Origin of the sequence: Pedobacter sp. KACC 23697 (assembly GCF_045348445.1) — a bacterium.
Classification (GTDB): Bacteria; Bacteroidota; Bacteroidia; order Sphingobacteriales; family Sphingobacteriaceae; genus Pedobacter.
In genome coordinates this window covers 1,801,120-1,813,099 of the sequence record NZ_CP157485.1, presented here as the reverse complement: position 1 = coordinate 1,813,099, position 11,980 = coordinate 1,801,120, and the positions used below count along the sequence as shown (strand labels likewise).

The following is an 11,980-nucleotide window of genomic DNA, read 5'->3' as shown; positions in this document are numbered from 1 at the left end:
TTAAACTAAACCAAACTGAATGAAGAAGTATGTCCTGGGCATTGTTACGACTTTTTTAGCAGGAATAAGCATTGTCGGAACAAGTTGGAAAGCGATAGATCGTCCAAAAACGCAGCATGGTGTAATTATAAATATAGCGGCAGATAGTGTATACAGCCAGTTTGTCACCCATATATACCACGAAATTCATTTAGATTCTGTGGGATTAACTGAACAGGTTTTCGAGAAAGCATTAACCGGTTTTTATAACATGAAATATTCCGGGCTAATCCGTACAAAGTCCATTTTAACCATTGCCGATTTCGACCAGGAAAGTACTAAAAAACGCCTTTACATCATCGACTTAGCGAGTAAAAAGTTAATCTTAAATACCTGGGTAGCTCATGGACAAAACAGTGGTGGCGATAAACCTTCATCATTCTCGAATAACATCAACTCAAACCAGAGCAGTTTGGGCTTCTATTTAACCGGCGAGATTTATCATGGTAAACATGGTCGTTCACTTAAATTAGATGGTATGGATCAAGGATTTAACAGCAATGCCAGAGAAAGATCAATTGTGGTTCATGGTGCAAGTTATGTGAGCCAGAAAAGTATAGATGAATTGGGTAGACTGGGCAGAAGCCAGGGTTGCCCTGCTGTTCCCGCTAAACTGGCAGATCATGTAATTAATACCATTTCAGATCGAACAGTGCTGTTTATCAATAATTCAGATCAGTTGTATTATTCTTCCTTTTTAAATGAGACGCTTGCAGCCAGTGTAGCTTTAAACCAAGCACAGTTTTATGCATCACAAATGGATTAATCATGCTTAAAATTTTTGGCGTTTAGTTTTTCTGGCAGGATATTAATGAAAAGTGATTGGCTGCCTGCCAGCAAATCCCAAACCCAGCGGTTGCTGTCAACCGTTTTCTCGCCACAATCTACAACCTCAGCACGCTTCAGCAGTTTTTTAACAATTTGCTGAAGCCATTTTATTGTTACAATATGGTTAAAGTACAGGCCCAGATAGTCACAATACACATGCACCAAAATTTCTACGATGAGAGAGGCATTAGAGATAGCGAGCACCTGGCCAAAATGCTGCTCATAATCCACCTTAATGGTGTTTACCAAAAGTTCAAACCGATTTAACCTCACAGCTGCTTTTCCTTCAAGATAAGCCCAAAGTTGTGCATTACTGTACACACGGATTAACTTTGGCTCAAGCCCTACTTTAATTTTCTGTCCTTCCAGTTTGTAAATTTTATCCATTCATTAAAATAATTGCAGGGATTAGATGGAGATATTACCAAATTGTTAATCAATCCAATATAAAAACCGCCGATTCAAATGATGGACAAAGTTATCCGAAAATTGTTTACCAAAACAGGTATTAAACGGCATTGTGAGTAATTTTTTTAAGCTGTTGCCGATATTTTAATCATCTTTGTACTTGAAAAGATAAGCCCATTCATGAAGATTGTAATTGCAGAAAAGCCTTCTGTTGGTCGTGAACTTGCTAAAGTTTTTGGCGCAACCACCAGAAAAGACGGATACATTGAAGGTAAAGGATATTCTTTTACCTGGGCATTCGGGCATTTATTACAATTGGCTCCCCCCCAGGATTATGGCTTTATTGGCTGGAGGAAGCAACATTTACCCATGCTTCCGCAAAAGTTTAAGCTCGCGGTTAGAAAGATCAAAACAAAGGATGGTTTTGTAGAAGATCCGGCGGTACGTAAACAATTAGACACCATCAAAAAGCTTTTTGATGAGGCCAGCGAAATTATTGTGGCAACGGATGCGGGGCGTGAGGGTGAATTGATTTTCCGGTACATTTATTATTATCTGAAATGTAAAAAACCTTTCAAACGGCTCTGGATCTCTTCACAAACAGATGAGGCCATAAAAGATGGATTCAGAAACTTAAAACCCGGGACAGATTACGATACCTTATTTAATTCGGCCCATTGCCGCTCAGAGTCTGATTGGCTGGTGGGCATGAATGCTACTCAGGCACTCAGCATCTCTGCAGGTAATAGAACGGTTCTTTCGTTAGGACGGGTACAAACGCCCACCCTGGCCATGATCTGTGCACGTTTTTTAGAGATTAAGAATTTTGTTCCCCAAACCTATTATCAGATCAGCATTTTACTGGTTAAAGATGAACAGGTTTTTAAAGCCATATCTTCCTCAAACTATAAGGAAAAAGAAGAGGTCGAAAAGTTGTTTGCGCTAGTAGAAGATGTAGCCTCCGGATTTCCAACGGGCGGAAACATTACAGCCGTAGAAGCCAAGCCGAGAAAAGAACCCCCTCCACTATTACATGATCTGAGCAGTTTGCAGCAGGAAGCCAACAAGAAAAAGGGATATACTGCCGATCAAACCCTTAATATTCTGCAGAACCTGTACGAAAGTAAGTTGGTTTCTTACCCCCGTACCGGATCACGCTATATCGGCGATGATGTATTTGCCGGCGTTCCGGATTTAATTGCAAAATTTACTGATCATCCTGATTTTGGAAAACAAGCGCAGTTTTTGCAAACCATTACTTTAAATAAAAGGAGTGTTAATGCTAAAAAAGTAACCGATCACCATGCGGTTTTACCAACAGGCGAACAAGCTTATGGATTGAGTCCGGATAAACAAGCCGTATATGATATGGTTGTTGGACGTATGATCGAGGCATTTCACCAGGAATGTATTAAAGAGTTAACCAAAATAACCATTCAATCAGGCGTTACTTTTGTAGCCAATGGAACGGTAATCCGCTCTGCCGGCTGGCGGGCTGTTTTTAACGACCCTGAAGATGACAAAAAGGATGAAGACAATGCAGCATTACCAAAAGTTGCTGTTGGCGAACAATTACCCATTACGGAAAAATCCCTTTTAGAAAAACAAACCAAACCTAAGCCCATGTATAACGAAGCTTCGTTATTAAAAGCGTTGGAAACCTGCGGAAAAGAGATTGAGGATGAAGAATTACGTTATGCGATGAAAGATAGTGGCTTAGGCACACCGGCAACACGTGCATCCATTATCGAAACTTTAATTACCAGAGAATATATTACCAGGGAAAAGCGAAATCTCGTACCTACCAATAAAGGTTTGGCTGTTTACGAAGTAGTGAAAGATAAACAGATTGCACAGGCTGAACTTACCGGACAATGGGAAAAAAGGCTGGAAGAAATCCGTTCAGGCTCATCAGTAAAAGATTTTAAATCCGAAATTACAGAATACACCAAAACCATCACACACGAACTCTTAATTGCAGGCGCAAGTATATCGGGCAAGCTTGAAGAGGAAAAGAAACTGGAAAAGGTTTAGCCTACAGATCTATAAACTCCCAGGCACTGTGATAAGCATTTAATTGTTCTGTATAGCGTATAAATTCTGCGTAAAAATCAGATTTAGATAATGTAGCACTATCGCCAATCACCACCAGCTTTTTCCTGGCCCTGGTCATGGCCACATTCATTCTCCTCGTATCTGATAAAAAGCCAATGCTTCCATCAGCATTACTCCTGGTCAGGCTGATATAAACCACATCACGTTCCTGTCCCTGAAAACTATCAATGGTATTTACCGCAATTTTATCGCGATATAAGATCAATGTTTCATTCTCCTGAACCAAAGTATTTAAAAGCTGAACCTGTTGTTTATATGGTGAAACGATAGCAATAGATGGAAAGCTTTCCATTGAGGTTTGATCTACTATACCCGCAACCAGGTGCGTTAAATGCTTAACCAAAAAAGTGGCTTCATCTGGATTGGTGGTGCTGGTTCCGTCTAATTTTTCATCGTAACTACAACCAGCCGTATCAATAAACTGGATTGGCTCATCTCCGATACATAATAAATGATCTGCAACAGACGGGTGTGCCTTTAGTGCATTTTGATAAAATACCTGTGATGAATACCCCATAATAGCAGCGTTCATTCTGTATTGTTCATTCAATAACACAACAGATTCAGGATGAAGATGTACTGCTTTTTCTAACAAAGTATTGCTTAAGCCATTTCTGGCTGCCTCGTTTGATTTTATCGTTGGCGATAGCTGGAAATGATCACCAGCCAATATCACTTTTTGCGCTTTCAAAATCGGTATCCAGCATGCTGGTTCTAATGCCTGCCCCGCCTCATCAATTACAATGGTATTATACTTTAAATTACGAACCGTATAATGGTTAGCGCCGACTAAAGTCGCAGTAATAATCTGTGCTTTGCCAAACAGATTATCCATAATATACTGCTCCGTTTTTTCTACTTCTTTTCCAATTTTATGCGCTTCATCAAATAAGGCCTTGCGTTGATCACGTTCTGCTTTGCCAAAACTACGCTTATATTTGTGGGCCATATTTTTGTACTCACCGGCCTGTTTTTTCAAAGCTTTTATGGTTTTCATCTCCGGATGATCGGCCATTTGATGATCGAGCGTAGCCGCCATTAACTTTTCGGAAACCCTTGCCGGGTTACCCACACGGATTACTTTTAAACCTTCGGCAGCCAACTTCTCCGTAAGTAAATCAACAGCAGCATTACTTGGTGCTACCACCAGAATTTTTTGATCGCTATGTTTTATCAATGATTTTATAGCATGCACCAACGTAGTTGTTTTTCCGGTACCCGGCGGACCATGGACTACAGCCAGATGGTCTGCTGCAATAATTTTATTCACCGCTAATTGCTGTGAGTCGTTCAGCGTATTGGGAATAATAAATTTTTCTTCTCCATGAAAGGATGGTTTTTCTCCGGTTGTTAAGATACGGATCAGTTTATTTTCTGATTCATTTTCGGCTAAGTTTGAGGCTTGCTTAAGTGCATTTTGCATCTCGTCATAGCTGTTGTTATCAAAAAGCAGATCTACACCAAGTTTGCCATTTCTTGTCCAATCCGGCAGTTCATCAACACGAAAGCTGATTTTCATCCTGCTACCACTTAGATGATTGATAATTCCTTCCAGCCGATCTTCTTTGGCATCGTGATTAGAAAATAATACTACGGCAGCACCAAAACGGAACTGATGAGAAAAATCCTGATGAGTAGTCCTTTCCAGCTCTACCGTTAAATAATCGCCACGGCCTATTTCCGTATTGCGGATGGCAATAGGATACCAGGTTAAACCCAACGCCCTCCTATCGGCAGCCGAACTATGTTCAGTAAGTTTTAAGTATGATTGTAAATCTTCGTTGCGTTCGGTATCGAGCAGATCCTGAAGCTTTTTAAAATATTCTTTCGGCAAGGTAAGTGGGTTAATTTTGGAATTAATTAATTGTTAAATTGATTGCTTGATAACTGAAGACTGCCAATTGTAAACTGATTAATTGTTGGATTGTTCAGGAACTGAATATATTTTGTTTTAAAGATAGTTCAAACGCGTAGCGCCATGCGCTTAGCACTATAAAACCAGCTCCTGGTGTAACCTCAACAAAGTCTCTCCGGCATCCTCACAAAAGCCAGGGTGCACTTTTGAGCATTGCACTACAGTACTTCTGGTCGCCGTAAGCCATCTAAAACGCGAAGCCTGGTCGTATTGACCAATCGGGCCTGATCCTTTTGCAGCCGTACTTATTCTTTCAAAAGCACATAAATTCTCTCTTAACTCTATTAGATCTATTTCCGTAGAAAAAGCCTGTATTCTTTTCTCATCCAGGGCAAAAATACTTTTTAAAAACTTTTGCCTGGCACAAAATAAAATAATGCCCACATTCATAAATTCTTCACGTTCTACCCTCGGCATTACGCGAATCACAGCGTACTCAAATAAGAATTTCCCTTGCATGCTGTGCTTCATTTAAAAATATATCGGAATGTGCTAACCTCATAGTAAGGAAATATTTATAGGCATCGCGATGGGCAGCTTTGTTCTCAAAGTTCGTTTCGCCTTCCAGCCAGTCATCAGGGATAAGGTCAATTACGGCCGCGATCTTTTCAGGATTAAGTAGTTTACTAAATTCTTCATTTACGCTTTCTAATTCAGATGCCCATGGTAACAATACATGATCTTTTACGAGAAAGAAAGGTTTAATGGCCTGTTCTTCCCAATTTTGCCACGAATGATGAAAATACAATGCCGCACCGTGGTCTATTAACCAAAGTTCTTTATGCCACAGCAACATATTCGTATTTCTGCAGGTGCGGTCCATATTGGTTAAAAAGCAATCCAGCCAAACAATCTGCGAGGCGAGTTTAGCATCCACAACAGTTACTGTCGGATCGAATGTAATTGCACCCGATAAATAATGTAATGCCAGATTTAAACCTACACTGGCTTTTAGCAGATCCTGAATTTCCTCGTCGGGCTCTGTTCTCCCAAAAGCTTCATCCAAATTAGCAAAAACCAACTCAGGTACACGCAAGCCCAAGTAACGGGCAATTTCGCCACCAATCAGTTCGGCAATTAAAGCCCGGGTGCCCTGTCCTGCTCCCCTAAATTTCAGTACATATAAAAAGTTATCATCAGCCTCTGCAATCGCAGGCATAGAGCCACCCTCGCGCAATGGCGTAACGTATCTGGTTACGTTTACTGTTCTAAGTTGTAAATCGTTCATATTTGAAGCTAAAATGGCCATTTAATCTATTTAGGCACAATTTTAAACTTGCTGCAAATTTAGCAGATTTTCAGCAATAAATTGGTCGAAGTTTAGTCGAAAGGATCATGATGGAGATTTGCTGAATAATTGTTAAAATAGAAAGTTATTTTTTTTGGAAGCGCAATACCAGTAACCATTTTTAAAGGTTCAGTCCTGCTGTTCATTACAATCCTTTTGGTTAATATCATTAAATTAAACAATTCAATGATCATCCAAAAGGGATTTCCATTGCCATCAGGGCTATATCGCTTGAAGAATCAAATTTTTAATAAAATCAATATTAAAATAAATTGAACGATTTCAAACCATTTTAAACCATATAATTTATGGTTAATATTGAATCTACTCATCTAAGAATATTAGACTTGGCTACCTTCTACATGTTCCAAATAACGGTCGCCTTTTCCGCGCAGGCTGGAATCTTAAAACTTACGGCAATAAGATTCCCAATTAAGTTGGGAATGACGATTCATCGAGGATTATTTTCAGTATCGACAGACACTGGCAGCTTTGTGATCTTAGTGCTCTCCACACTCTGTGTCCTCTGTGGTTAAAACATTGCAATCTGTTCTAATCGTGCCCCAAATAAGCAATGCCAGCAGGCGTTATAGCAGACGACCATTGTACCGAATCGCGGTTAATTTTAATCAGTCCCATGCTTTCTAATTCTTCATACTCCTCTTCCATCCCGCCTAAAACCGAAGAACTCACCTGTTGATTGATTACCTCAAGTAGAGATATAATTTCTGATCTTTCCATCATATTATGAATTAGCAATAGTTTAGTTAACATAAATATACTTAAAATGTTTATTGCTTAATAAACATTTTCAAGGGACTAAGGTTGTATTGATAGCCCAATTCAATTACGATGGAAACACACCTTTATTACCTTTTTTTTATGGCTTTGCCTGTAGCCTGTATCGCCTGGACAGTTACCAAGGAAGAGATCTTCAGAGAGGCGCGTGAATTTTGTGTAGACCGTTCTAAAAACTGCAATAAGTTGGTAAAAAGGAAGTTTTTTTATGTATTTACCTGTGAATACTGCTTTAGTCACTACGTAACCCTGATTTTGCTTTTTATTACCAAATTTACTTTGATCTATCCAGACTGGCGTGGTTATATCATTTCCTTTTTTTCGATAGTATGGGTGGCCAATGTTTATATGAGTTTGTATAATATTATCCGTATTGATTTGAAAAAAGAAAAAATCAAAGTTCAAAAAGAAGAATCTGCACTTAAAAATGATTGAAACCCATTGTAATGGTTAATATTTTGAAATAACAATCTGCTTTTATGCCATCATCGGTAATCAAATTTTTTAGTTATGATGAAGCTACAAAAACATTAAAAATCATTTTTGTAACCAACATGGTTTATCTGTACCAAAATGTTCCCGGAGAGGTTTATAAAATGTTAGAAGCATCCGGATCAAAAGGACGATATTTTAACAATAACATTAAAGATAAATTTGAATTTCACAAAATGGAGGAAGAATAATATGCCCGAAGGTCCATCAATAGTCATATTAAAAGATTTAATCAAGGAGTTACATTTGGGCAAGCCTGAAGTGCTTGAAGTTACAGGTCATATAAAAAATTTTGATAAGGATAGATTGCTCCGTCAAAAGGTTGTAGATTTTAAGAGCTGGGGAAAACATTTTCTGATCTGTTTTAATGACTTCACCATTCGTATCCATTTTATGCTGTTTGGCAGCTATTTAATTAACGGGCGTAAAAAAACGCCCGTAAAACTGGGGCTTATCTTTAAAAAAGATGAATTAAACTTCTACACCTGTAAAGTTGATCTGTTGGAAGGGAACGTTGAAAAGCATTATACCTGGGAAAACGATGTGATGGCTGATGAATGGAACAGCAGTGCAGCAATTAAAAAGCTAAAAGAAAAACCCGATGCACTGGTTTGCGACGTACTGCTAGATCAGCAAATTTTTAGTGGCGTGGGCAATATTATTAAAAATGAAGTTTTATATCTTACCCGGATACATCCCTTAAACAAAATTGGAAATCTACCACCTGCAAAATTAAGGGCATTGGTTAAGGAGGCCAGAAATTATAGTTTTGATTTTTTAAAATGGAAAAAGGAGAATACATTGAGTAAACATTGGGAAATATATAGCCAGAAAATATGCCCCCTCAAGCACAAAACAGACAAAAAGGAACTGGGCAAAACACACCGTCAAACTTACTTTTGTGATAAATGTCAAAAAATTTATAAATAAATCAAAAAATGTTTCTGTTTAAATTTTTTTTCAATCAAGATATAATTCATTATATAACAGCGATTTAGATTGTCTCCCTTATTTTCCCTGAGCAAGAACTATAATCTTAAAGTAAAAGAAATATTATATTTCTAGGAATTTTCTAAACTAGTCCTATATTTGTCCTCGAGAGCGTTAATTTAGATACGGGTATATGGCTTAGGCTGTATGCCCGTTTTTTGTTTTAGCTGTTGATGCATGTGCGATCACTTCGTCCAAACAGATTCTTAACCACGGCGTATAGGCATTCGGATTAACCACAATGTCCTTTTTTAAAGTATCCAGATCTACATATTTAAAAGATTCTACTTCTTCCTTGTTGATAACCGGCAATTGATCACTCATACCAAAAAAAACGTGGTCTATTTCGTGTTCTGTTAATCCGTTTTCGAATATTGCTTTATAGGTAAATTTAAACAAATAGTTTAATTCGCAGTCCATCCCCATTTCTTCCATCAGCCTCCTCTTGGCAGCCTGAATATTACTTTCCCCGATCCGCGGATGGCTGCAACAGGTATTTGTCCACAAGCCCCTTGAATGATACTTGCTCAAAGCCCTTTGCTGTAGTAACAATTCACATTTAGAATTAAAAATAAAAATAGAAAAGGCACGGTGTAATAATCCTTTTTCGTGTGCTTCCATTTTGTCCATCTGCCCTTTCGGCACATCATCCATATCTACCAGAATAACTTGCTCTTCCATTTAAATTACATTTAATTTATTGCGGATAATCGAATCAAACATCAAACCAATTTTATGGCTGTTGGAAATCCTTATCCGTTCTGTCATGATCTTTTCTGCACTTAAACGCTTTATCTTCGAGAATAATTTTTTATAATAAATATAAGACAGATATACCCCGTTTCTGGAAGTAGCAGGCAGCAGTTTAATACCGGTTAATGCAACAGCAAATTCGGATTCAATCTCCTTTTCTATTTCTCTTTTTTGTTGATCGCAGAATAACGCTAGATTAACATTGGGAAAATAATTTCGGCTAAGCGTTTGATGATCAGCTTTAACATCCCTTAAAAAATTGACTTTCTGAAATGCAGAACCTAATTTCATTGCGTAAGGTTTCAGATATTCATAATCTACCTCGCTTCCATGTGTAAAAACTTTTAAGCACATCAATCCTACAACCTCTGCTGAACCTAAAATATAATCGTTGTAAAGTTCTGGCGTATATTTTTGTGTAGATAGGTCCATCTCCATGCTTCTCAGAAAAAGAGTAAGTAATTCTTCATCTATCTGGTATTGATTTACTACCTTTTGAAATGAATTTAAAATCGGGTTTAAACTAATGCCCAGGTTAATGGCTTCAATAGTATCTTCCTTAAATTTTGCCAGTAAAAATTTCTTGTCATATTCGTGAAAGCTGTCTACAATTTCATCTGCTAAGCGCACAAAACCGTAAATTGCATGTATGGGTTGGCGTATTTCTTTGCCGAGAAAGTAAATGCCATAAGAAAAACTGGTGCTGTATAACTTAGTGGTAAGCCGGCTACAATTGCCGGATAATTGATCGAAGAGTTCTTTCATGTATGAAGCGGTGATTGAATGGTTTTTTCAAATTCATCAATATTTTTGATCCAGTTGATGTGATCGATCTGGTTCAACTTACCGATAACCTCACTATTTCCAGCAAGATGAATTTGTGTGGTTGAGCATATTTCAGACAGTTGATTTATGTATTGTTGTGCTACAGGCGCCAATCGCGATTTGATCATAAAAAGCAACACGTGGTCTACATTTAAAGTTGAAAATACGCGCTTAATCGAATCAAGCGGAACTTTGCTACCTAAAAAAATAACATGGTGATGTTGAATCCTCAGCATATAACTGGCAAAAAGCAACCCAATATCATGATCCTCGTCTTCAGGTAAAAAAAGCAGCCAACTTTGGCCCGAATCTTCTTCTAATTGAAGATTATTGATATGGGTAAATATTTTTTGGCGGATAATATTGGATAAAAAATGTTCATGCGCAGGGCAGATATCATCTTTTCTCCACATTAATCCCAGGCGTAATAATAATGGATAAATTATTTTCCGATAGCAGTCAGCAAATCCAAATTGATCAATACCTTGATCAATCAATTGGCTAAAAGATTGTTCATTAAAAGCCAGTCCATATCTGATCAATTGAGTAACATAATAATCATCTTCCTGATCTCCAGATGAATGATAAAACTGTTGCTCAAGAAGTTCATCCATTTCTCTGTCTGAAAGGCTGCAGATTTTAGAAATTTTTAAGCCACCTTTATTTAAGCTTACAATATTTAACAGTTTTCTAAGCTGCTGATCATCATATAACCGTGTATTGCCTTGAGACCGCAAAGGGTTTAAGGCACTGTAACGCTGCTCCCAAATCCTGATGGTGTGAGAATGGATGCCCGAAAGCTGCTCAAGATCTGCGATGGAGTAAGTCATTATTTTGTTTAAATATATCTAATAAAAACTTAAACAAAAAGAAGTTGAAAAAGTTTTTTTTCAGGAAATGTGCAGTGAATTGAGCCTCCATCTTAGGCATGATCTTCTTAAGTTAGCTGAGAAATAATAAAACGGATCATAAAACTTTGCAATAAAAAACCACGAAAGATCGGGAACTAAAAAAGAAAGATTAAAATGCCTTTTCAGTAAGCAATACTCCTCTTTCACCGTTGCCGGTTTCTATGGCATGCACATGTTTGTAAGAATGGCTGAAGAAATCGTAGCCTTGCTCTCTCTGATTAATTGCTACCGTGCTCAACGGATAATTTAAGTTGGTTTGCATGCATAGCAGACTACCATTGGCCAGTAAAAGAAAATCACAGTCGTAACCTTGTTCCTGAAGTTCAATAACTTTTTTTGTAATGGATACGTTTAATCTGTTCGTTGTGCGGATATTGTTTTTCATGGGGATATTATTTTAGGTGTTTGGCATGATTGTTCTGATATTAAATATATGTTATTAATAATAACGTTTAAAAATATAATCAACTATAATTCAAATAATTATTTTTTTTTTAAATCATAGCATTTCTCGTGCAAAAAAATATGATGTAAACCATCGCTTTAAAATAGAAAACATGAATTTTAATACTCTTGGCAGATTATCATTCCCAAATAATTCAATTATCCCCCATCTCA

14 protein-coding genes are annotated in these 11,980 nt (G+C 37.6%); 5 read left to right on the top strand and 9 right to left on the bottom strand.

Going from position 1 to position 11,980, the window contains the following annotated elements:
- The first annotated feature begins 19 nt into the window (after window positions 1–19).
- On the top strand, window positions 20–805 hold the full coding sequence (locus tag ABEG20_RS06955) for a murein L,D-transpeptidase catalytic domain family protein (protein WP_406826656.1): 786 nt from the start codon (window positions 20–22) through the stop codon (window positions 803–805).
- Here ABEG20_RS06955 and ABEG20_RS06950 read toward each other — a convergent pair.
- A complete protein-coding gene (locus ABEG20_RS06950) occupies window positions 802–1,254 on the bottom strand; it encodes a hypothetical protein (RefSeq protein ID WP_406826655.1) in 453 nt (150 codons plus the stop codon). The two genes, ABEG20_RS06955 and ABEG20_RS06950, sit on opposite strands and share 4 nt — an antisense overlap.
- A gap of 201 nt (window positions 1,255–1,455) precedes the next feature.
- Here ABEG20_RS06950 and ABEG20_RS06945 point away from each other — a divergent pair, with 201 nt between their 5' ends.
- The gene (locus ABEG20_RS06945) at window positions 1,456–3,309 is read left to right on the top strand and encodes a DNA topoisomerase 3 (protein WP_406826654.1); all 1,854 of its coding nucleotides are present in this window, start codon (window positions 1,456–1,458) and stop codon (window positions 3,307–3,309) included.
- A gap of 1 nt (window position 3,310) precedes the next feature.
- On the opposite strand, the gene ABEG20_RS06940 is transcribed toward ABEG20_RS06945, so the two are convergent.
- The 4 genes from ABEG20_RS06940 to ABEG20_RS06925 all read right to left on the bottom strand — a co-directional run bounded on the left by ABEG20_RS06940 (window position 3,311) and on the right by ABEG20_RS06925 (window position 7,337).
- Window positions 3,311–5,224, bottom strand: coding sequence for an AAA domain-containing protein (locus tag ABEG20_RS06940; RefSeq protein WP_406826653.1), 1,914 nt, complete (start codon window positions 5,222–5,224; stop codon window positions 3,311–3,313).
- A gap of 156 nt (window positions 5,225–5,380) precedes the next feature.
- Window positions 5,381–5,764 (bottom strand): DUF3037 domain-containing protein, encoded by a 384-nt coding sequence (locus tag ABEG20_RS06935; RefSeq protein ID WP_406826651.1) that lies wholly within the window; start codon window positions 5,762–5,764, stop codon window positions 5,381–5,383.
- Window positions 5,742–6,533 carry a HipA family kinase gene (locus ABEG20_RS06930; protein ID WP_406826650.1) on the bottom strand — a complete coding sequence of 264 codons (792 nt, stop codon included), beginning with the start codon at window positions 6,531–6,533 and terminating at the stop codon, window positions 5,742–5,744. Before ABEG20_RS06930 ends, ABEG20_RS06935 begins: the two co-directional genes overlap by 23 nt.
- A gap of 612 nt (window positions 6,534–7,145) precedes the next feature.
- The gene (locus tag ABEG20_RS06925) at window positions 7,146–7,337 is read right to left on the bottom strand and encodes a hypothetical protein (protein ID WP_406826649.1); all 192 of its coding nucleotides are present in this window, start codon (window positions 7,335–7,337) and stop codon (window positions 7,146–7,148) included.
- 108 nt (window positions 7,338–7,445) lie between these two features.
- On the opposite strand from ABEG20_RS06925, the gene ABEG20_RS06920 reads away from it, so the two are divergent.
- Genes ABEG20_RS06920 through ABEG20_RS06910 form a run of 3 tightly spaced genes read left to right on the top strand, consistent with a single transcriptional unit; the run spans window position 7,446 to window position 8,813 of the window.
- Window positions 7,446–7,826: a hypothetical protein gene (locus tag ABEG20_RS06920; protein ID WP_090496596.1), complete on the top strand. Its 381-nt coding sequence runs from the start codon at window positions 7,446–7,448 to the stop codon at window positions 7,824–7,826.
- A gap of 44 nt (window positions 7,827–7,870) precedes the next feature.
- On the top strand, window positions 7,871–8,074 hold the full coding sequence (locus tag ABEG20_RS06915; RefSeq protein ID WP_406826648.1) for a KTSC domain-containing protein: 204 nt from the start codon (window positions 7,871–7,873) through the stop codon (window positions 8,072–8,074).
- A 1-nt stretch (window position 8,075) separates the two neighbouring features.
- Window positions 8,076–8,813 carry an endonuclease gene (locus tag ABEG20_RS06910; RefSeq protein ID WP_406826647.1) on the top strand — a complete coding sequence of 246 codons (738 nt, stop codon included), beginning with the start codon at window positions 8,076–8,078 and terminating at the stop codon, window positions 8,811–8,813.
- 198 nt (window positions 8,814–9,011) lie between these two features.
- On the opposite strand, the gene idi is transcribed toward ABEG20_RS06910, so the two are convergent.
- The 4 genes from idi to ABEG20_RS06890 all read right to left on the bottom strand — a co-directional run bounded on the left by idi (window position 9,012) and on the right by ABEG20_RS06890 (window position 11,747).
- A complete protein-coding gene (idi, locus tag ABEG20_RS06905) occupies window positions 9,012–9,554 on the bottom strand; it encodes an isopentenyl-diphosphate Delta-isomerase (RefSeq protein ID WP_406826646.1) in 543 nt (180 codons plus the stop codon).
- Window positions 9,555–10,391, bottom strand: coding sequence for a phytoene/squalene synthase family protein (locus tag ABEG20_RS06900; protein ID WP_406826645.1), 837 nt, complete (start codon window positions 10,389–10,391; stop codon window positions 9,555–9,557). It abuts the gene before it with no gap.
- Complete coding sequence (locus ABEG20_RS06895; RefSeq protein ID WP_406826644.1) at window positions 10,388–11,281, bottom strand: MerR family transcriptional regulator; 894 nt, start codon at window positions 11,279–11,281, stop codon at window positions 10,388–10,390. The genes ABEG20_RS06900 and ABEG20_RS06895 overlap by 4 nt, the downstream gene beginning before the upstream one ends.
- Before the next feature lie 190 nt (window positions 11,282–11,471).
- On the bottom strand, window positions 11,472–11,747 hold the full coding sequence (locus ABEG20_RS06890) for a hypothetical protein (RefSeq protein ID WP_406826643.1): 276 nt from the start codon (window positions 11,745–11,747) through the stop codon (window positions 11,472–11,474).
- Window positions 11,748–11,980: the final 233 nt, after the last annotated feature.

Coding starts and splice junctions, on each gene's coding strand:
- ABEG20_RS06955 (WP_406826656.1), top strand. CDS start 20: ATGAAGAAGTATGTCCTGGGCATTGTTACGACTTTTTTAGCAGGAATA.
- ABEG20_RS06950 (WP_406826655.1), bottom strand. CDS start 1,254: ATGGATAAAATTTACAAACTGGAAGGACAGAAAATTAAAGTAGGGCTT.
- ABEG20_RS06945 (WP_406826654.1), top strand. CDS start 1,456: ATGAAGATTGTAATTGCAGAAAAGCCTTCTGTTGGTCGTGAACTTGCT.
- ABEG20_RS06935 (WP_406826651.1), bottom strand. CDS start 5,764: ATGCAAGGGAAATTCTTATTTGAGTACGCTGTGATTCGCGTAATGCCG.
- ABEG20_RS06930 (WP_406826650.1), bottom strand. CDS start 6,533: ATGAACGATTTACAACTTAGAACAGTAAACGTAACCAGATACGTTACG.
- ABEG20_RS06925 (WP_406826649.1), bottom strand. CDS start 7,337: ATGATGGAAAGATCAGAAATTATATCTCTACTTGAGGTAATCAATCAA.
- ABEG20_RS06920 (WP_090496596.1), top strand. CDS start 7,446: ATGGAAACACACCTTTATTACCTTTTTTTTATGGCTTTGCCTGTAGCC.
- ABEG20_RS06915 (WP_406826648.1), top strand. CDS start 7,871: ATGCCATCATCGGTAATCAAATTTTTTAGTTATGATGAAGCTACAAAA.
- ABEG20_RS06910 (WP_406826647.1), top strand. CDS start 8,076: ATGCCCGAAGGTCCATCAATAGTCATATTAAAAGATTTAATCAAGGAG.
- idi (WP_406826646.1), bottom strand. CDS start 9,554: ATGGAAGAGCAAGTTATTCTGGTAGATATGGATGATGTGCCGAAAGGG.
- ABEG20_RS06900 (WP_406826645.1), bottom strand. CDS start 10,391: ATGAAAGAACTCTTCGATCAATTATCCGGCAATTGTAGCCGGCTTACC.
- ABEG20_RS06895 (WP_406826644.1), bottom strand. CDS start 11,281: ATGACTTACTCCATCGCAGATCTTGAGCAGCTTTCGGGCATCCATTCT.
- ABEG20_RS06890 (WP_406826643.1), bottom strand. CDS start 11,747: ATGAAAAACAATATCCGCACAACGAACAGATTAAACGTATCCATTACA.